The organism is Bacillus mycoides (assembly GCF_000832605.1).
Lineage (GTDB): Bacteria > Bacillota > Bacilli > Bacillales > Bacillaceae_G > Bacillus_A > Bacillus_A mycoides.
The window spans coordinates 3,009,732-3,029,645 of the sequence record NZ_CP009692.1 but is presented as its reverse complement, the minus strand read 5'-3'; the positions used below and the strand labels follow the sequence as shown (position 1 = coordinate 3,029,645).

18 protein-coding genes and 3 pseudogenes are annotated in these 19,914 nt (G+C 31.4%); 4 read left to right on the top strand and 17 right to left on the bottom strand.

The features are described from left to right. Nucleotides 1-160: 160 nt before the first annotated feature. From BG05_RS17510 to BG05_RS17475, 8 genes and pseudogenes are all read right to left on the bottom strand, one after another. Nucleotides 161-391 (bottom strand): hypothetical protein, encoded by a 231-nt coding sequence (locus tag BG05_RS17510; protein WP_000789035.1) that lies wholly within the window; start codon nucleotides 389-391, stop codon nucleotides 161-163. A 166-nt stretch (nucleotides 392-557) separates the two neighbouring features. After that, the gene (locus tag BG05_RS17505) at nucleotides 558-1,058 is read right to left on the bottom strand and encodes an invasion protein (RefSeq protein WP_002012946.1); all 501 of its coding nucleotides are present in this window, start codon (nucleotides 1,056-1,058) and stop codon (nucleotides 558-560) included. A gap of 406 nt (nucleotides 1,059-1,464) precedes the next feature. Then, complete coding sequence (locus tag BG05_RS17500) at nucleotides 1,465-1,728, bottom strand: hypothetical protein (protein WP_002127785.1); 264 nt, start codon at nucleotides 1,726-1,728, stop codon at nucleotides 1,465-1,467. 143 nt (nucleotides 1,729-1,871) lie between these two features. Continuing rightward, nucleotides 1,872-2,434: pseudogene (locus tag BG05_RS17495) on the bottom strand (AAA family ATPase). A 115-nt stretch (nucleotides 2,435-2,549) separates the two neighbouring features. Beyond that, nucleotides 2,550-3,308, bottom strand: a complete 759-nt coding sequence (locus tag BG05_RS17490) for a class I SAM-dependent methyltransferase (RefSeq protein WP_002127787.1) — start codon at nucleotides 3,306-3,308, stop codon at nucleotides 2,550-2,552. A 228-nt stretch (nucleotides 3,309-3,536) separates the two neighbouring features. Beyond that, nucleotides 3,537-5,330: a Xaa-Pro dipeptidyl-peptidase gene (locus tag BG05_RS17485; RefSeq protein WP_002168207.1), complete on the bottom strand. Its 1,794-nt coding sequence runs from the start codon at nucleotides 5,328-5,330 to the stop codon at nucleotides 3,537-3,539. Between the two features lie 136 nt (nucleotides 5,331-5,466). Continuing rightward, on the bottom strand, nucleotides 5,467-6,843 hold the full coding sequence (locus tag BG05_RS17480) for a sensor histidine kinase (protein WP_002168206.1): 1,377 nt from the start codon (nucleotides 6,841-6,843) through the stop codon (nucleotides 5,467-5,469). Further along, nucleotides 6,836-7,483: a response regulator transcription factor gene (locus BG05_RS17475; RefSeq protein WP_002168205.1), complete on the bottom strand. Its 648-nt coding sequence runs from the start codon at nucleotides 7,481-7,483 to the stop codon at nucleotides 6,836-6,838. The genes BG05_RS17480 and BG05_RS17475 overlap by 8 nt, the downstream gene beginning before the upstream one ends. Nucleotides 7,484-7,604: 121 nt before the next feature. Between BG05_RS17475 and BG05_RS17470 the strand changes: the two genes are divergently transcribed. Beyond that, nucleotides 7,605-8,021, top strand: a complete 417-nt coding sequence (locus BG05_RS17470; RefSeq protein ID WP_002012934.1) for a hypothetical protein — start codon at nucleotides 7,605-7,607, stop codon at nucleotides 8,019-8,021. 39 nt (nucleotides 8,022-8,060) lie between these two features. Here BG05_RS17470 and BG05_RS17465 read toward each other — a convergent pair whose 3' ends face one another. The 5 genes and pseudogenes from BG05_RS17465 to BG05_RS17445 form a co-directional block, all read right to left on the bottom strand. Then, complete coding sequence (locus BG05_RS17465) at nucleotides 8,061-8,474, bottom strand: GNAT family N-acetyltransferase (RefSeq protein WP_003189750.1); 414 nt, start codon at nucleotides 8,472-8,474, stop codon at nucleotides 8,061-8,063. A 130-nt stretch (nucleotides 8,475-8,604) separates the two neighbouring features. Then, nucleotides 8,605-9,279 (bottom strand): HAD family hydrolase, encoded by a 675-nt coding sequence (locus BG05_RS17460; RefSeq protein ID WP_016120368.1) that lies wholly within the window; start codon nucleotides 9,277-9,279, stop codon nucleotides 8,605-8,607. Between the two features lie 29 nt (nucleotides 9,280-9,308). After that, nucleotides 9,309-10,010, bottom strand: a complete 702-nt coding sequence (locus BG05_RS17455; RefSeq protein WP_002012931.1) for a 5'-methylthioadenosine/adenosylhomocysteine nucleosidase — start codon at nucleotides 10,008-10,010, stop codon at nucleotides 9,309-9,311. A gap of 32 nt (nucleotides 10,011-10,042) precedes the next feature. Further along, a pseudogene (locus tag BG05_RS17450) lies at nucleotides 10,043-11,662 on the bottom strand (M3 family metallopeptidase). A gap of 242 nt (nucleotides 11,663-11,904) precedes the next feature. Beyond that, nucleotides 11,905-12,816 (bottom strand): annotated as a pseudogene (locus tag BG05_RS17445) (tetratricopeptide repeat protein); the annotation flags it as partial. Between the two features lie 267 nt (nucleotides 12,817-13,083). On the opposite strand from BG05_RS17445, the gene BG05_RS17440 reads away from it, so the two are divergent. Further along, complete coding sequence (locus BG05_RS17440; RefSeq protein ID WP_002127795.1) at nucleotides 13,084-13,287, top strand: hypothetical protein; 204 nt, start codon at nucleotides 13,084-13,086, stop codon at nucleotides 13,285-13,287. Between the two features lie 71 nt (nucleotides 13,288-13,358). Here the strand turns inward: BG05_RS17440 and BG05_RS17435 are convergent, their stop codons facing one another. Beyond that, a complete protein-coding gene (locus BG05_RS17435) occupies nucleotides 13,359-14,219 on the bottom strand; it encodes a DegV family protein (protein WP_000538291.1) in 861 nt (286 codons plus the stop codon). Nucleotides 14,220-14,473: 254 nt separating this feature from the next. Here BG05_RS17435 and BG05_RS17430 point away from each other — a divergent pair, with 254 nt between their 5' ends. Continuing rightward, on the top strand, nucleotides 14,474-14,905 hold the full coding sequence (locus BG05_RS17430) for a GNAT family N-acetyltransferase (RefSeq protein ID WP_003189740.1): 432 nt from the start codon (nucleotides 14,474-14,476) through the stop codon (nucleotides 14,903-14,905). A 369-nt stretch (nucleotides 14,906-15,274) separates the two neighbouring features. Here the strand turns inward: BG05_RS17430 and BG05_RS17425 are convergent, their stop codons facing one another. From BG05_RS17425 to BG05_RS17415, 3 genes are all read right to left on the bottom strand, one after another. Further along, on the bottom strand, nucleotides 15,275-16,456 hold the full coding sequence (locus BG05_RS17425; protein WP_033734035.1) for a BC_2427 family protein: 1,182 nt from the start codon (nucleotides 16,454-16,456) through the stop codon (nucleotides 15,275-15,277). Between the two features lie 127 nt (nucleotides 16,457-16,583). Next, nucleotides 16,584-17,279, bottom strand: coding sequence for a CsxC family protein (locus tag BG05_RS17420; protein WP_002013348.1), 696 nt, complete (start codon nucleotides 17,277-17,279; stop codon nucleotides 16,584-16,586). A 593-nt stretch (nucleotides 17,280-17,872) separates the two neighbouring features. After that, complete coding sequence (locus BG05_RS17415) at nucleotides 17,873-18,643, bottom strand: GNAT family N-acetyltransferase (protein ID WP_003189734.1); 771 nt, start codon at nucleotides 18,641-18,643, stop codon at nucleotides 17,873-17,875. A gap of 490 nt (nucleotides 18,644-19,133) precedes the next feature. Here BG05_RS17415 and ycaC point away from each other — a divergent pair, with 490 nt between their 5' ends. Beyond that, nucleotides 19,134-19,769 carry an isochorismate family cysteine hydrolase YcaC gene (gene ycaC, locus BG05_RS17410; protein ID WP_002013351.1) on the top strand — a complete coding sequence of 212 codons (636 nt, stop codon included), beginning with the start codon at nucleotides 19,134-19,136 and terminating at the stop codon, nucleotides 19,767-19,769. Nucleotides 19,770-19,914: the final 145 nt, after the last annotated feature.

Sequence of the window (19,914 nt, the reverse complement as noted above, 5' to 3'; positions counted from 1 at the left end):
ATGAAATGAAATTATATAATTAGCAGCCATGAACTCTTTATATATTCAAAACCGGCTATTTACTTAAATTAATAGTTTTTTATCACTTGAAAATAAAAATGGAATTTATCCTTACATTTGAAAAATACATATATAGCAAGAATCTATAGCAGTACTCTTATCATACTAATCTATAACAATTCTGCCTTCTTCCCTTACCTGTATCCTTTAAAACATAAGACTTTAAAACGAGTGCTGTTAGTGAATCTGTTAATGTTTTATATGATAAATTTGAAAGAGCTAATAGATCGTTCGTATATAACATTCTATGCTTCTCTAATAATAATAGTACTAATCGTTCTGACGGTTTTAATGTTTCATCACTTTCTAGTATAAAATCTATATTTTTCATATCCCTACTTCTTACTCCTTATATAAAAAAATGATTTTAGTAGTTATTTAATATAAAAATACTACACAACAAATTTGAAGATATATCGAAATAACATAACACCCAAACACTTTTATACTATAACATAAAAAAGACATTTCCCCAAATTGAAAATGCCTTTTTATATCTACTTCTCTTTTTTATATAATTGATATGATTGTTCTAGCCCTTTATTATATTTCGTATTATTATCTGTCCATTCTCCCCCTAAGTTTCCTGGCCACCCTGATGTATTAGCAACATATTTAAGCAACTCCCAATCCTGCAGTCCTTTTTTCACACCACGTTCATACGATTTGACCATACTTGAAATTGCTATCGTTGTATTTATACGCGAATCCACTAAACTCTCTTCCGATAATTGCGCTGGTGCTAATCCACCACGATGTAATTGGAATAATCCGAAAGATGTTCCGTTATCCCCTATCGCTTTTCGATCAAATTTTGTTTCATGATCAGCAATAGATAATGGTATCCAATCTGGAATATCATACCTCTTTGCAACTTCACTAATTACTTGTTTATTATTTTTAATCTCTTTCTGCTTTTCATAGTTAATATAAATTACATAACTTAAAGTAACTAACGTAAATAATATGAATATATATTGTAGTGCCTTTTTCATCATTTCATCTCCTGCTTTGTATATGTTTCACTTTCTATATACACTATAAGACTTTTATGTGACATTCATTTGACAAAATGATATTAATTATACATAAGCTGTTACAGTTTTAACTATCAATCTAAAAACTACAATTCTTCTAAAAGACTCCTTCAACAAATAAAAACAATCAGCCTTTCATGTATAGTACATGAAAGGCTGATTGTTTTTCACTACACTTTTTTATGTATACAGTATATCCCTGCTATAATAAAACAAAAAAGACCTTTATACGTTAAAGATCTTTTTCATCTTATTTTTGTTACAAAAAACGCCAGAATCTAAAAAAACTTACTTTATGATTTGTATTTTTATATATAAATTAAAGGTTGTAAGGCTACCAGCATCTTCTCGATTAACATTTTTCACATTAAATATTTCTTGCAATATGCGGTTTGCTGTAATGACTTGTTCCACCACCACCCACTACTACTTTTCCGCCTTTTTCGAAGATTAACAATTTACTTGAACCATCTGAAAGAAGTACTATTACTTCAGCATGATCACTTGTCGCTACATAGATTACATAACCACTTTTTGAAATACAAGTTTCCCAATGCTTATCAAATTCTGATCTTACAACTCGATTAGAATACACTTGATTTTCAATTCTTCCTGGCTGTTCATTTTCCAATTTTTTCTTACCTCCTTCCAAAGTTGTCATTTATATATAAATGACGGTTTCTCAATAAATTAGTGACCGTCCTTAATATAAATAGTATATGTAGTTAGTAGGAGAATGCTTGGACAATGAAAACGTAACAGCATTTAAGTATTTTACAATCGGAATTTTTCCTTAATCATTACAGCTACTTCTTTAGCACTCAAATGAGTATTATTAATTTTTATGTACTCTTCTTTTTCAATTTCATCATGAAATGAATTTAATCTATGTTTTTTCATCGTTTCTTTTAAATTTTTTTCAGACCATTCAATGTCTCTTTTTTTCGGTTTATGCTCTAGTCTATGTGGACTTTTATTTCGCTCTAATCTTTCATCTAATTCTGCCTCGAGCTCTACAAAATATACTGCTGCGCCTTTTGATTCAAAAATACTTACTACATGGTTTATGTAATCCCAATCCGATTGAAGATCAAATGCCCATACATATGTAAAAATCATTCCGTATAAATCACTTTTAGACACTTCTTCAAATAGTTCATTACGAAACAAACTTACTAACCGTTGTGCTTCCGCTTTGTACTGTAATCAAAAAACGAGCTAACAAAATCAATCGTCATATGATTATGAAATAGCTTTAAATCAGTTATTTTTTCTAACTCATGCCCGACCGTCATTTTCCCGACTGCTTGCGGGCCAAATATTAAGATGAATTTCATTTGTTTTCCTCCGATTTTTCTCTATAAACAATGAAATAAAACATATCCTAAAATTGAAAATAAGGCAGTCGATGTTGTGTCGATTGCCTTATTTTCATGAATAATTCCTATATTATTACTTTCGTACAGCTTCAAAAGTAATAATTTGTTCTGCATTTGACGGTTGCTTTTCATAAACATAGTCAGCAGAGCAAGTAATGTCAGTGAAACCTATACTTTCTAAAAGGAGTTTAAACTCTTCTATTCCATACCACCGCATTGCAAAACGTTGTAGTTCAGTTTGTACTAACTTTCCTTTACTCCATTTTTCGTATTTTAAATATGATACAGTTACTTGGTTAAGCCAATCTATTTCAATTGATTTATTTTCTAATGTAATCCCGTCTCCGCTTGGTAAGGAAAAAGTCGATGTATGAATCTCACCCGTCTTCCAATCATACGGAAGTCCAAGGTCTACAATTAAACGCCCACCTGGATTAAGATGTTCATAAAAACATTTCAAAGCGTTTATAGAATCATCACGATTTTCAATTAAACAAAAGGATCCGGTAGGAATTATTATCGCCTCATATTTATATGGTAATGAAAATTGTTGTAAGCTTCCTTGGTATAAATTAGGGTTTAAGCCTCTCTCTTTACAACGCTTACGGCAAGAATCTAGCATTTCAGTTGAATAATCTATCCCATCAACTTTAAATCCAACTTCAAGAAGTGGAATAATGACACGCCCTGATCCTACTGCCGCTTCGAGAATTCTTCCCCCACAATTATTTAAACGTTCTTGGTAATACTCAATATCACCATTTAAAGAATAACCGACAGGTTTTGTAAAATCATATAGTTCTGTACAAAGTGTACTATAAAAACTAAACATTTATTTTCTCCTCCGTTTTATGTGTACGGAAGATTCTAATTTACTTAATCTTTCCGTACCTCAAATTTTAATGAGAATTCGAAAGAGCTGACTGTCATAATTTATCACTCACTTTCCATGTAATATATTTACATTGTATAATATTTCCTCGCGATTGAACATATAAAAGTTGAAAATTCTGATTATAAACAAAGAGCTTACTATAGTAAGCTCTTTATCAAAAACTATTTATTTCACAATCGGCAATGTCACTTCACTCAATTTCACCGTTAGCTTCGTTCCTGCTTTCGGTCTAATTGTATAATCGTAATCACTTGCGATTAAAACGACCCCCATTTGATGCCCTGCTTTAAATACATAATCATCTGGCTGCATGTCCCATGTAAATGTGTAATCTTTACCAGGTTGAATCGCTGTTGAATTTTCTATACTATTTAAGTTTTGCGGATCCATCCAACCTCTCGTTACAATTTCAGGCCTCGCTCCGCCATAATCAACAAGTAAAGCTGTTAAATTTGAAACAGATCGATCAATATTTCCTGTTATTGAAATTTTAGGCGTACCACTTATTCGCATATCTTTTTGCAGTACAGGCATTGTATATACTAATCGATTCGCTATTTCTAACTCAGGGTTTTCTACTAGTTGATTTGACTTTATTTTAGCATCATCTACTAATGAGAAAACATTGTTTACTGATCCCATACTTAATGGTAGATTGACTGCTTTATTACTTAAATACATACGGACTTTTGATGGTACAGCTGCTGGATCTGGCCAATTTTTTATTTTTTGCCACGATTTATTTTCACGTTGTACATCTACCATCGGTTCATCCATAATTCCATTTTCAATTCCATATAACCAATAATCGAACCATTTATTTTGGGTTTGTTGCCAGTTATTACTTGATGTTCCGCCATGTCCACCTTGATGTAACCACATTTTACGAGGAACATTATTTTTGCCAAGAGCTTCCCACCACTGTGCGAACTGCTTCGTTTTTACATTCCAATCATTTAAACCGTGAACAACAAACACACTAGCCTTCACATTCTTAACATCTTTTACATAGTTACGTTTATCCCAAAAATCGTTATAATCGCCTGTTTTACGATCTTGTCCAGCTGTTAGTTCTTTAATAATTTGCCCGCAAACTTCAGGGTTCTTTCTTGTTAGTACTGCTTCTGCCATATTATCTGTATCTTCTCCCTGATATCCACCTGGCGCAATAACCGCCCCATTTGCACGATAATAATCATACCAGCTACTAATCGCTGCGATTGGAATAATTGTTTTTAACCCTTCCACTCCTGTCGTTGCGACAGCATTCGGTAACGTACCATTATAAGAAACTCCTGTCATTCCTACATTTCCCGTAGACCAATTTGCATTTACTTCCTTACCATCCTCTGTATATGCTTTTGCACGCCCATTTACCCAATCAATGACAGACTTCGTCCCTAGTATTTCTTGTTCATCTCCAGTTGTCGGACATCCATCTGATTTTCCAGTTCCGATACTTTCGCCTAAAATAACTGCATATCCTCTCGGAACATAATAATTACCATACGACCCAAGATTAACTGCCCCATACGGTTTTCCTTCATACGCATACAATTCTTCATCAACATTATAAACAGGCACATCTTTTAATCCAGATCGATATGGACTCATTTCATATATAACAGGAACTTTTACATTTGATTCTGTCTTTGGACGCATAACTTTAATCGATACTCGATCTTTCCTACCATCTCTATCACTATCGACTTCTGTCTCTACAAATAAATTTTCAATAATTGCTTCATCAAGAGAATAGATTGGTTTTGTCATCCCATTTTCCAATTGAATTTTTGTGTTTGGAGTTAAAGCTTCTGAAACTTGACCATTTAACTTAATATCACTCCCTTTTACAGAGCTCCCTTCATTTTCTGCATGTGCAGTCATACTAGAAACTCCTGAAGTAATTGTTAAAGATAATATAGCTGAAAGTGTTATTGCTAATTTCTTTTTCCTCATGCCCTTCCCTCCCCATATATTCCTTCTTTTACTATACATTAAAAATGCAGAAAATTCAGTTTATATTTCGTAGAAAGTTGAGAATTTTGTAAAACATTCGAATCTTTCAAGATAATAGAAAAGGAACTAATAACAATTAGTTCCTTTCTATATACATATAAAATTGTATTTCTCCATCTTCTACCGAAACTCCGTATTCAAAACCATGTCTTTCTAATATACTTTTTACAATCGCTAATCCTAATCCAGTACCTGATTTTTCTTTACTGCGAGAAGACTCTAATACGTAAAAAGGCTCCCAAATTTTATCTATCTCTTTAATTCCCTCAGCAGCAATACCATTTTGAATTTGAAAATACACAATGCCATTTTTCTCTTCTAATATGATTTTTATATTTTGATTCGTTGTATATTTTATCGCATTAGAAATTAAATTTTGAAAGACCATTCTCATTTTATTTAAATCAGCATAAACAATCGTGTCACCAACACTATAGTCCACTTGCAACTTGATTTCTTTCGACTCCAGTTCAATCTTATGCTTATCTATTATACTTTGTACTAGTGGTTCAATAGGGAATTCTTCTTTTTGTAAAATATCTCTTTCTAGTTTAGAAAATCGCAATAACTCTTCAATTAAATTTGAAATTTGATCTGTTTGTTTAATGATTGTATCAACATATGTGCCATCATCTAAACCGTCTTTTATTCCCATAGAATATGCTTTTACTAATGCGATTGGTGTTTTTAATTCATGAGTTACATCGCCCATAAATCGTTTTAAGTGGTCATTTCGATCTGTTAAATCTTGATGTGCTTCATGTAATTTATCACTCATAATGTTTATACTATTTGCTAAATCACCTATTTCATCATTCGTTTTAACTTTCGTCCGTTTAAATTTCAGACGTGAAATATCTTCTGCGACATCACTCAATTCATTCAGTGGTGTAGTGATTGTTTTTGAAAAAATCCAGACGAGCACGATAATAAGAAATAGTGAGAATCCCAAAATGTATATATAAAATGAGTTAAGCGTTTTAATTACTTCATTGGAATGTGCGATAGAAACTCCTACTAAAATCAACATATCATCTTTCGCAATGTATTTCGCAAAAAAACTAGATTTTATCTTTTCTTGATCATATATTTTATTCGATTGTCCGATGTTCTTCACTTTCGTAATTTCTTCTTTTGTAATCCAAAGTTTATTCAATGCAACTCTCTTTTTTGTAAGTTGCATGCGTAATTCTTCATTAATAGCATCTTCTGAACTATTTATTGATGTATACGCAATCGTAACATTACCTTCATTTTCAATATGATTTATAGCATCATCCAGTTCTTTACGCGGTATTGACTGGATTTGCGCTGTAATGCCTTCTAAGCTTTCGCGTGTTTTGTGCACATTATATTTTGGTAAAAAATAGTTAATTAATAATAAAGAGATGGCAAAAATAAGGATGACTGTTAAAGAGATGCTGAAAAATAACTTTTTACCGAGTTTATTCACACTCTTCCTCCAAACTGTATCCTAAACCGCGATGTGTCTTTATAATATTTCCTCCTATTTTTTTACGTAATCTTCTTACATGCGTATCAACCGTTCGCTCTTCCCCAAAATAATCAAATCCCCAGACGATATCTAACAACTTTTTCCTCGTTAAAATCGTGCCTTTATGATTTAAAAAGCACTTTATTAATTGTAATTCTGTCTTTGTAATGTCTAATTCTTTCTCATTTTTATATACTTTATTTTTGGTGAAATCTATTTTTAAATCTTGAACTTGAATAACATCTTCATGCTGTACAAGCTTTTTCGCTCGCGTAATTAGCACTCCTGGGTGAAATGGTTTTTTCACATACTCATCTGCCCCGCTTTGAAGAGCTGCTAATTCATCTTCACTTTCACTTTTCGCAGTAAGCATTAATACTTTTACACTCGAATTCTTTTTTATTTCCTGACAGACAGTAATACCACTACTTTTCGGCATCATCCAGTCTAAAATAGCTAAGTCAATTTTCTCATCATAAAATATTTGAAGTGCTTCCTCTCCATCTTTTGCTAATAAAACTTCGAAGCCTTCTTTTTCAAAATATGCTTTTAAAATTTTCAGCATATCTTGTTCATCATCCGCGATTAATACTTTCATTACATTTCCTCCATTACTTATAAACAAATATCAATTTTATCATACAACTTCTTTGTTACATCAATGTGACATAAAAATATTTACAACGTTTGAGGGTATAGTAAGTGTGAGGTGTTATTTCATGTTCAAAAAAATAGGAGTCATTACTCTTCTCTTCTTTTTATTATCAACAAATGCGTTCGCAAATACAAATAAACAAATTGAAGTATTTGATTGTAAAAAAGAAATGGTCGTTCAAAAACAATCTTTAGATCCAGCTATTCAAAAAGAAGCTGTTCAATATGCTAAATACATTACTGGCCCGTTCAAAAACTTAAACGTCGTTCCAAAAGATGGTCACATGATAAAAATCCCTTTATCTAAACCAGTTTCTATTACAAATCAATGGTTACATACAACAATTGATGAGGTACTTATTCTTCTCCCGCTTAATGAAAAACCTTATATTATGCTTTACGATGATGAAAATAATCCGCATTTTTATTATGTAAAAGGTGATCCTAAGGGTTTATTGAAACAAATGAATGTTAAGATGTAATTGCATAAGAAAGGTTCCATACTTGAGTATAGAACCTTTCTACAATCTTATCAGGTGACTTGAACCTTTATAATTTCCGATTTTTACAAATCCATTTCCGCTATAAAACTCCTCACCTTGCTTTGTATCCGAATGTAGAACAACAACGTGAAAATACTTTTCCGCATGTCTTAATAGTTTCTTTAATAACAACTTCCCTAATCCGATGCGCCGATAATCCTTTGAAATATAAAATCTCCTCAATCGGCCAATCTTATTAACTTTCGTATACGGATCTTGATTTAATCCCCCGATTCCAATTAACGTATCACCTCGAAAAATGCCATATAAACATTCGCCCGTTTTACTAAATGTATTTCTTTTACTTTCATATTCATTTATTAGTTTTATTAAGAAGTTAAATCCCTCTTTTGTACTTTCTTGAATAAGGTGATTAATCTCATATTTAAACAAATCTTCAATCTGCTTAATTTGTATATCTTCCAGCTTAATCCCCCACTTTCTCTATCCAAATGTATCTTTTTGAAAAATAAAAATGCCCAAGAATATATTATCCTGAGCATTCATTTGAATGTGAACTTATTCATTTTGTTATGTACGTATTCTTCAATTCTGGTAATATCCCCTTCAGTTCCATTAAATCATCAATTACTAAATCAGCATGAGCAAGTTCATCTTCTTGTGCAAAATCAAAATTACATCCAATTGCAATTAGACCATTATCTTTTGCCGCATTAATATCCGATAAACGATCCCCAACTACCGCTGCCTCTTTTATATCATATTTCATCAAAATACTTTTTACTAAGTCACCTTTATTTAGCGAGTGTATTTGTTCAATACTGAATGTTTCCGTAACCCATTGGTCTAAATCATAATAAGATACGATTGCTTGTAAATATTCCGTTAAACCATTACTAGCAATGTAAACAGAACAATTATTTTCTTTTATAAAACTAAAAACTTCCTTTACATTCGGATATAAAGCACCATTTCCGCTCTTTATATTTTCAATTAGTCTTTCTAAAAAATATGCATCTGTTTGTTCCCTTACTTCATTAGAATGATTAGGTAATAAAGCTTCCCAAACTTTAGGTAAAGGTACACCCATAATTTCACGATATTTATCAATTGGTGTTATCGTATTCCATAATTGTAGTGACCGTAAATGATCAAATGTATCATCTAGTGATAACTCTAAAATTTTATCTGTTTGAAATAAAGTTCCATCCATATCGAAAATTAGTGCTTGTAACATGATATTCTCTCCCATTCTTTACTTATGAACTACAATACAGCTTTAATCGAAATATTTTTAAGCATCTCAACAATAATTTCTGAGCAATAATTCGCTGCGGTTTTCGCGAAATCATCATATGAAACTTGCGCTGAATCATCTGCACTGTCAGAAATGCATCTCAAAACGAGAAACGGTATGTCATTTATATAAGCAACATGTCCAATTGCTGCCCCTTCCATTTCTGTACAATGAGGTACATATTCAGTGACTAATTGCTCCTTTAATTTTGAATCCTCGACGAAGCATTCTCCGCTGACGATTCTTCCTTCATGAACAGTAATATTTAAACTACTACTATTAACAGCTTTTCGGGCTAAATCTCTTAATTCCTTGCTTGCATGAAACACTTCTTGAAACGGAAATAGATTCTTCATTTGATTTTTATTAACATCATGATGCGTAACATTTGTAGAAATAACTAGATCACCAATTTTCACATCCGGATGTAATCCACCCGCAATACCTGTATTAATGATAGAATCCACATCAAATTTATTAATTAAAATTTGTGTACATGCGGCAGCATTTACCTTTCCTACACCACATCGCGTAATAATAATTTCTGTATCCATGAAGTTTCCTTTATAAAAAGGTATTCCCGCAATAGTATGTTCCTCTTTAATAAGTAGTTTTTCTAATAGTAAGTCTATTTCGATTTGCATTGCTCCGATAATGCCGATTCTGTTCATGTATGTAGTCCCCTTTATTAATTTGTTCTCCCCTACATAAGTTGCAAATATTCATCAATATCTTTATTTATTTGTATAAAAGCTTTATTCCAAAATTCATAATTTGTTAGATCAATTTCAAAATGTATTTTCATAAGTTCTTCAACTGGAGCTTTTCCCGTTTCTCGCAAAAATTCTTTATACTTCAAATGAAATTCACTTTTATTTTCTTTCGCTAATTCTAGTAAACTAAAACTTACTAAATAACCAAATGTGTATGGATAATTATAAAAAGGAACATCTGCTATATAAAACTGAACGTATTTCATCCAAACAAATGGCTGATATTCTGTTAGTGCATTTCCGTATGCCTTTTCTTGCGCTGCTATAGATAATTTCTCAATTTCATCAGCACTTATAGGACCTTCTTTATTTTTTTCATAAAAACTCTTTTCGAACTGAAACGATGCACGAATTGCCATAACATAATTAAAGCTATTTCTAATTTTCCAGCTAAGCAATGCCTTTTTCATTTCTGTACATTCTGCTGTTTTTATTAAGTGATCTACGAGCACCATCTCAAAGAAAATAGACGCTGATTCTGCTGTACTCATTGGCAGGTAATCATCTAAAAATGAAGTAGATTGTTCCAAACTCATAACATAAAAATGCCAAGCATGTCCTAATTCATGAGCAAGTACTCTTACACTATCAATTGTTCCATCATAACGCATTGAAATACGGGATTCTTTTTCACTGAAAAAAGGAGCACAAAACCCACCTGGTGGTTTATTATCTCTCGGTTCAGCATCTACCCATCCATTTGCTATTGCATTCTGTGCGAACTGTGCCAATTCTTCATCTATATTTTTTAGTGCATCATATATGTTTTTTACTGCTACTGAAAAAGGAATAACAGTCTCATTACTTTCTTTCCATGTCATTAGCTCGTACCATGTAATTGAATTCTTTCCTTTTTTATAACCGTTTAACGCAATTACTAGCTTCGTAAGATTTTGTTCCGTTGCATTCCACATTTGGGATAATGCAGTTTCAGAGATGCCATTTGCTTGTAGTGATTGTTTTAAAATCTCTGTCCCTTCCATTTCATCACTTTTAGCATGACGTAATCTTCCTATTTGATTCAATACAGTAGCGAAGATATCTTTTTCCTTATTCAAAGCATTTGTAAGAGAATCAAATACTATTAATCTTTCATTATGATCATCACTATTCATCGCAACGTAATTTGCTTGTCCAAATGATAAAGTCTCTTTATCGTGTATTACTTCTATTTTATTTCTTAATTGTGTATACATATCTTCCCAAGCTTTTAATTCATTTTCTATTAGTTTAATACTTGAATGATTTGTATTAACACTTTGTCCCTTACTAGATTCTATTAATAGTTGAACTTCTTTCTTTAATTGATTTACTTTTACACTTAGTAAAGTATTTTCAGGATGCTTCTCATCTTCAGCAGCACGGCAATATAAGTAATACTCTGCTTTTTCGATAGCCTCTATAAGTTATGAAAGGATTACTGAGTCTTTTGTTGCTTTATATTCAATTTTTAATCTTTCTATCGTTTCTATAGAAAACGTGAAGTTTTGTTCTTGAGGATATAGCCTGTCCAAATCCCATTGAGATTGGGCTTGTATTATTTTATTCATTTTGCACCCTTCTTTTTTTACAAATAGTTACAAAAATCTACTCTTTTCACTATTATATATGAACTATCAAAATTTTAATATCTTGAAATGTTCAAACTTATATGAATGTAATTTGATATTTCATTTTCTATTTCTTCCTATACGAAATTCTTATTTTGTGATTCCTTCCCATACAGAACCATTAATGCGTGGGAACCTCTTTTAATTAATAATCTGAGAAAACATATTACTGAAAACCTGTTTTAATCCATTTTATTTTCAGCTGAAATTTTAAAGTACTTCGCAGATAATTTATAAGAGCGATTTTCATTATAAAAGTTACCTAACTCATAGGATAATTCAGCAACTAAGCGATGTTGCTTTTTTTCTACTCCCACGTCAATTGCTTTTTGTATATTTTTCTCATATTCATAATAATCTCCACGTATTTTGAATATTTTAGCTTTCAAACCATATAGTTGGACATGTGCAATTGGTACATCATAAATCGATATAAAATGAAATGCTTCATCCATAACTTTATTAACATTTTTCCAATCTTTAAGTTCTATGTACACCTCTATCATATTTCGTAATGCATACACCTTTTGATCTTTCTCCGATAAAAATTCACTTAACTCCAAAGTTTCTTCATAGTATTTAATGGCATTCGTATAGTCTTTCAAACCTTGATAAATTTTCCCGTAATCATAAGAAATGATAGGTAAATACTTTGAATCACCATTAGTAGCCAAACTATTTTCTACCTGCTGTAAAATTTCAAGTGCCTTGTCATATAACTCATCCATAATATACAATACGGCAAGCATTAAAAGTGCATTTATTACGTTTTTCTGCATACCGTTTTTTCTGTATATATTGAAAGCTTTTAAGGCATACAAACGACTAATACTTTTATCTTTATAAAGCTCCTTATATACATGACATAAATTATAGTATATATGAGCATGTTGTTCAGTTTCTTCTACTCCAAGTAAACTCTCAGCCTGTACATAAATATCATGCGCAGCAATGTAGTCTTGTTTATTATAAAAATAATAACCTCGAGATTTTAAATAATAAATATAATCTTCAGGATCTTGCATTTCGACCTGACTTGGTATCATTTGCGAAGCTTGATCTACAAGCGACTTCACATATAACAAGTTTTTTTGTCCATTTTTTTCATGCAATTTTACTACTTGTTATTAACAAAGACAGCGTCATATACTTGAATTACGATAAACTTAATGAAAAGATTTAACGACATGTAAACTATCCATCTTAAATTAGATCGTATGGTTAATTACATTTACCTAGTACATGAAAGACATCTATTGTATATCAAAATAAATTAATTAAGCTTAATAGATGAATTATCAATATCACTTCCTAGTAATTAGTTTGTCGAATTATTTAGTAAACTCGAAAGGATGATAAACATGATTGTAAGACTTAAAGATGAATCCGCACGAAAAATAGTAAGATATGTTGGAGGCGCTGCTTTACTTTTAATAATCGCTTCTTTCCTTTATCAGTGGAAAAATGACTTAGTAATTGATCAAACTGAAAGAGTCAGCTTTGGACTAGTTATCATTACTTTCCTATCTACCTTCTTACCTTTTAAAGAGAAAGTGAAGAAATAATTACATATTTTTTATTTACATAAAACAATTATAATAGAATAAAAAAAAGGATTGATCAAAAGATCAATCCTTTACTCTACTTCATTTAAGAAGAACAATGTTAACGCACCAGGTCCTGTATGCGCTCCGATTGCAGCTCCAATTGTATTTACGATAAATACTTCACAGCCGAATCTTTCAGTAATTAATGCTTTTAATGCTTCGGCAGTTTCTAGATCATCACCGTGAGTCATACCAATTGTTTGACCTTTAAGGTCTTTCCCACGCTCTTCCATAATATCAACAATGCGGCTTAATACTTTCTTTTTCCCTCTTACCTTTTCAAGTGGTACAAGTTTCCCTTCATCCACATTTAAGATCGGCTTAATGTTTAATAAACCACCGATAAAACCAGCTACTTTACTTAAACGCCCACCTCTCACTAGGTACTGCAAGTCAGCTACAGTGAAGATATGTTCCATATGGTTCATTAGAAAAGCGACACGGTTTAATATTTCTTCTTTTGATGCGCCCTCTTTCGCCATTTTTGCAGCTTCTAATACGACAATACCTTGACCGAGTGAGGCACATTTTGTATCAATAATTTCTAAATCTAAATCAGTGTATGTTTCTTTCACTTCTTCTTTAATGAGAACTGACGATTGATATGTACCGGACAGTTCAGATGAGAAAGCCAAATATATACAAGGATTACCTTCTTTTGCATAAGAAACAAATTTTTCTTGGAATGTTTCAAGTGAAGGCAGTGACGTTTTATACACTGCACCTTCTCTCATTTTTTGCAGTAATGTAACCGATTTTAATGTAACCCCATCTAAATACTCTGTTTCTGCTTCATCATATACACGGAGTGGAATTAAATCAATATCATATGCTTGCAGCAATTCTACCGGTAAATCCGCCGCACTATCCGTAATGATTTTAACACCCATTTTTAAACCTCTATTCTGTTATAAATATAAAAAATATAAAATAAAAATAGTACTTTTAAATTATATACGTAAAACTTAAATGAAGAAAGGAAAAGACTTTATATTATATGCACTCTTCTTCAAAACTTGAACTATTATTAAAAATGATACCGTTTTCTCCTATTTTCATAATTTATTGTGCCAATTATGAATTACAACTCGTATCGTTCTTTATATAATAGAAATATTAAAACATTTCAAATGGAGGCCTAAAAATGGGAATTCAACTAGCTATACCTAATGATATAGAATGGATTAATAACCAATACGAATCAATCGGATTTGTACCGAGTGATTTATCACGAGATAAGGTTGCGATCATTACATACAACAAAGAGTATGCGGGTGTTGGACGTTTAGTCCAAATAGATGAAGATACAATTGAAATGGGTGGAATTTTCATTCTTCCTAAATTCAGGGGTCTACAATTAGCTGGAGAACTTGTTTCATTTTTAGTACGAACTGCGAAAAAATTACAAATACAAAATGTGTATTGTCTTCCTTTTGAAGAACTAGAAAGCTTTTATAAAAAATACGGCTATACTGAAGTCGATACTACAGAAGAAGACGTCCACCCAATTATTCTAAAAAAATATAATTGGTGTTTGGAAAATTACGATAAACATGTTTTACTATTTAAATTGTGAGTTTTGTAAAAAAGGAGTGAATATACTTTATATTACACCCTAGGTTATAAGATGTAATTATCTATGTTATTTAATTAGCTTCATTAATCAAACAACATTTACGCCAATTTTATGTCCGTTTTAAATAAGTGTTAGCAAGTTCGTTGACAAACTTGTTAGCACCTTTTTAAAACTTAAACCTGAAGAAATCCATACAATTAAGTAACTATCCTAGCTAGCAATAATATCATCCTTCATAAATATTAAAATGAATTCATTGAGGATAAACCGTTTGGAGGATATTCTATAGCACTGAATGATTTACAAAAGATTACGCATTGATACGCTACGAATAAAAATAATGAGCTAATCAAGGGAATATAATCATTTTTATGTAATTCGCACTTGTACTTCCTGTTCTTGTATCACTTGAATGATTAATTCCAATACAATATTTTGTACTAACTGATACACATTGTCATGAAATGTACTTTGTTCTGATATGTATTCAATACATTGATATATATATCCTTCTACCAATAAGCTCCCTTTTTCAACTGTAAATTTATTTTGTCCATTCTTTTTTACTTTTGGTACTAAAAATTCGGTTTTTGTCAAAATAATCTCCTGTTCCACCTCTTTTATTCCTATCACTTTTTCTGTAAATACCACTTTTTCTCGTAAACTAATTTCACCTTTATATCTTCCTATTTCTATTGGTAGTCTGGCTGTTATATAATTACTTACTTCTCCCCCATTTTCACTCTCTAATATTATGCTGTGAATAGGAATCCATGAAGATGTCTCTACCTTATTCTCTTCATTATTCCCTTTAACTTTTTGATTATATAATTCAACAAGCACTCTCTTTTCATGAAGATTTAAAGAAACTAATTTACAATAAGCCTCCGAATGATACTGTTGCACTGTAGTTAATAACTTAGAATCTAATTCACGCCCCTCCGCATCTTTTTCATTTCGAAATACAAATGCATCTTGATTTTTCACATTTATTTTTGGAAATACTTTAAAGCTAGACACTTCTGAAATAATAGAAAATGGCGTTTTCACTACCATTGAATGCACTGAAGTCTCTATTTTTGATCCTAAACCTATACTTTCTCTCTTTGATTCAGTTTCTTTACTTTTTTTCTCTGATTCATTTGCTACTTCTACTTTCTCTAATCCAATCACTTTATTTTCTTTTGCTGGTTCAGTCTCTTCACTTTCTTTGTTTGATTCAATTGCTATTTCTTCTTTCTCTAATTCTCTTTCTTCATATTCTTTTACTGATTCAATTTTCACCTCTTCTTCCTCTAATCCAATCGCTTTATTTTCTTTTGTTAATCCAGTTTTTTCACTCTCTTTCTCTATTCCAATTACTTTATCTTCTTTTTTTGACTCTGTTTCTTTACTTTCTTTCTCTATCCCCATTGCTTTATCTTCTTTTTTTGACTCTATTTCTTTACTTTCCTTTTTTTCTCTTATTTCGCGCGAATCATCTTGAACATTCAGCATTTTCCATTTGTAAACTTTGTTCCATATTTCCTTACCAACCCATGGCTTATTCATCACCATCCCCCCATCTGATGAAATTCATAAAAATATGCTTTTTGTACGCGACCATTCCATCATTATATATGTTTTATAATAATAAAAAAGACATTGTCTTTTTATTAAAGACAATGCTTTTTTAGTCTTATACTTGTACTTGTTGTACTTGTAAAACTTTTAAAGTAAGATCTAGTACAATTTTTTCACGAAGAGTTCCAAATGGCTCGTTTAATTCTGTTGGACAAGGTGAAAAGTCTAATTCGAAAAATTGTGCGCTTACTAATTCACAATATGGTTGCTCATTATAAAAAACTGTATTTTCGAAGAAGTATTTGTCTAAACGTGGTAAATCACCATTTTTAGGATTAATAAAGTGAGATGTAGTATCTGAGGAAGAAGCTACTACAGCTTGTGATAGAAAATCAGCTGCTGTTAAATCTGCAAAACCAGAAAATGGAACATTTGCAATACGATCATATAGCACTCCATTACACTCATCATTTGCATATTCAATATTTTTACGAATATATCCTTGTACAAATAATTTTGCTCTTGTAACTCGGCGGTAATTTGTACCTGGTACTGGAGTAAATGCTACAGGAACTAACTTACATTGTGTTAAAAATACATTTTTTAACACACGTTTAATCTCAGTTGCTGGAGGATCTAATGAAATATCAGATTCTACAACAATTTGAATTGTTCTTTCTGCTAATACAACTGGTATTTTTACAATCGGTGTTCCTGGAGTAAGAATTGGTGTTGCAGCTGCATCACTTAATGGCGTTTGAGTTTGTCCATCTACCTGACATGGTACATTAATTGGGCATTGTTCGCTCATATTTTATAATCTCCTTTATACAATATTTTGGAGTTTTTTAACTCTCTATACTGTATATGTATCTCTTCTATTAATGCGTGGGTTTGTATAATAGTTACTTTCATCATTTACAAAAAAATAGCAAATTTATTGTTAGTTAAGCACACATAACTTAATATATTAAGCCTTTATGATTATCTACCTATATAAAAAGAGAATTTCTGAACCCTCATCGTGGAAGTAGGAACTGATGTGTTAATTATATTCACTAGTAATAGAAGAAAAATCAATATTAGTATCACTCTACTGTTGAAAAAAATAAAAACCGACTAAAAAAAGTCGGTTTTTATACCCAAATTCTTGCGGAATCCCTTCATCCTTATCATTAATATCATTGTTTTATTCTCAAATTTTTCACTAAAATTTATCAACTCTTCTTAGGAAACCAATCTTGTCGTCATTCTTTTCCCTTAATTTCATTTATTAACATCTCTTTTAATACCTTTTTATCTTTGGATAGTTTAGTTTTTGTTTGCAATTATAAAAAATAAGACTACTAAACGTTAATTTACTAGTCTTATGACGTTGTACAATCCGTACACGCTCCCGTTCATTCACTTATTATTTACAAAATAAGTATCATATGCCTTATCAAAAACATACCCTAGCTTTTCTGCTAATTTGACAGAAGTACTATTCGCTGCGTCCCAGTTTGGATACCTCCCCTTTTCTAAACAATCCAATATTAAGGTCGCACAAACTACAGTTGCCAATCCCTTTCTTCTATGATCAAGATCAGTAGCAACTTCAATTTCAATACCATCATTATAAATACTATATGATGATGCACCGCATACGACTTCTCCATTATACAAAATGCTATAACCTATACCTCGATTTACATAATCATCTATTGATCGAAATTGACTTGTAAAATCTTCAGAAACGTTGTGTAATGTTGGATTATTTGCGATATGCTCATCTATTTTTCTTAATTCATATCCTTTTGGAAGTGCAGTTATAAAAGATTGTAATTTTGAGCGATTAAACACTTCTGTATTTCTTTTAAATTTATATCGTAAAAACTTATCTATTTTTCTTTCATGGAATGTTTCTAAACGCTTTTTCCATTGATCACTATTTACGATTACTAAAATTCTTTCAGGGATGTTACGTAATAACTCTTCTGTCTCTTTTGCATTTGGATCCCCAGCGTAAAATGTGAAAATCCCTACCGTAATTTGCGCTACTGTCGGGTTTTCAAGATCGTTCACCCAGGCATTGCCCATATGTCCTTGTAAATAAGAAAGTAGAACAACATTATTAAAATCCTCGAACATAGAAACTAATTTTTTTCTTGTATGTATTTTTGCCTCATATATCATTTACATTCCCGCTTTCTTTAAAATCAACTAGACTCAACATTTTCATGAGTTAACTTTTATTAGTATTCTTATACACACTTATTTATTATCTAAGTAAATGTCTATGAAACTCAACTCTAAAATGTCAAATAATTATAAATTATACGTAAATTAAATTTTATTATAACATCTAATTTCATTGAAATGATTTACCAATCAAGAATTGCTATTTTCAGATTCATTTTAGTCCTCATATCTCATTTTCTATTTACAGGTAAAAACATTATTATTCACAAATAATAGATAGCATTAGGACCATACCACATAGCTATCCACTCAATTAATACATTGTTTCCCAAAACGAAAAATTTGTAATTCCTCAATATAAAAATACATACATCCCAATATTCTAATGAAAACTATTTGTTGATAAATTTTTGCATGTATACCAAATCAAGATAAATAACTGTAAGATTGATTTGTAAATAAGCTTATTAAGGGGGATTATAAAATGTCTGATTTGTATTCTCGTCTTTCAAAAAGTGATGCCGCGGTTCTTCTAGTGGATCATCAAACAGGTCTTATTTCCAGTCTAGTGCGTGACTATGGTGTTGATGAATTCAAGAATAATGTTTTAGCTCTTGCGAATACCGCTAAGTTTTTTGATTTACCTGTTATTTTAACAACTAGCTTCGAAGACGGTCCTAATGGTCCACTCATGCAGCAATTAATCGAACTATTTCCAAATGCGCCTAAAATAGCGCGTCCTGGACAAATTAACGCGTGGGACAATGATGAATTTGTAAAAGCTATTGAAGCAACGGGTAAAAAACAGTTAATTATCGCAGGTGTCGTTACTGATGTTTGTGTTGCGTTCCCAGCTCTATCAGCTATAAATGCAGGGTATGAGGTATTTGTTGTAACGGATGCATCTGGAACTTTTAGTAAACAAGTTGCTGATGCCGCTCTTATGCGTATGGCTCATGGAGGGGTGCAACTAATGAACTGGTTTAGCGTTGCAGCAGAATTACAGCGTGACTGGCGAAATGATGTTGAAGGTTTCGGAGCTTTACTTGCTAAGCATCTTCCAAGTTATCAAAATATCATTGGAAGCTATATGGGGGCTCAAAAAGAATTTAGTAAATAAATTAATTCTTGATTAAACTTGATATCAATTTTTCTTAATTATGTAAACTCAATAAACACTACCAATAGCTATTTTACATAATTAAGAAAAGGGCTGCTTTAATAGCCCTTTTCTTAATTGCTTTACCAATATTGTATGTTCCTCC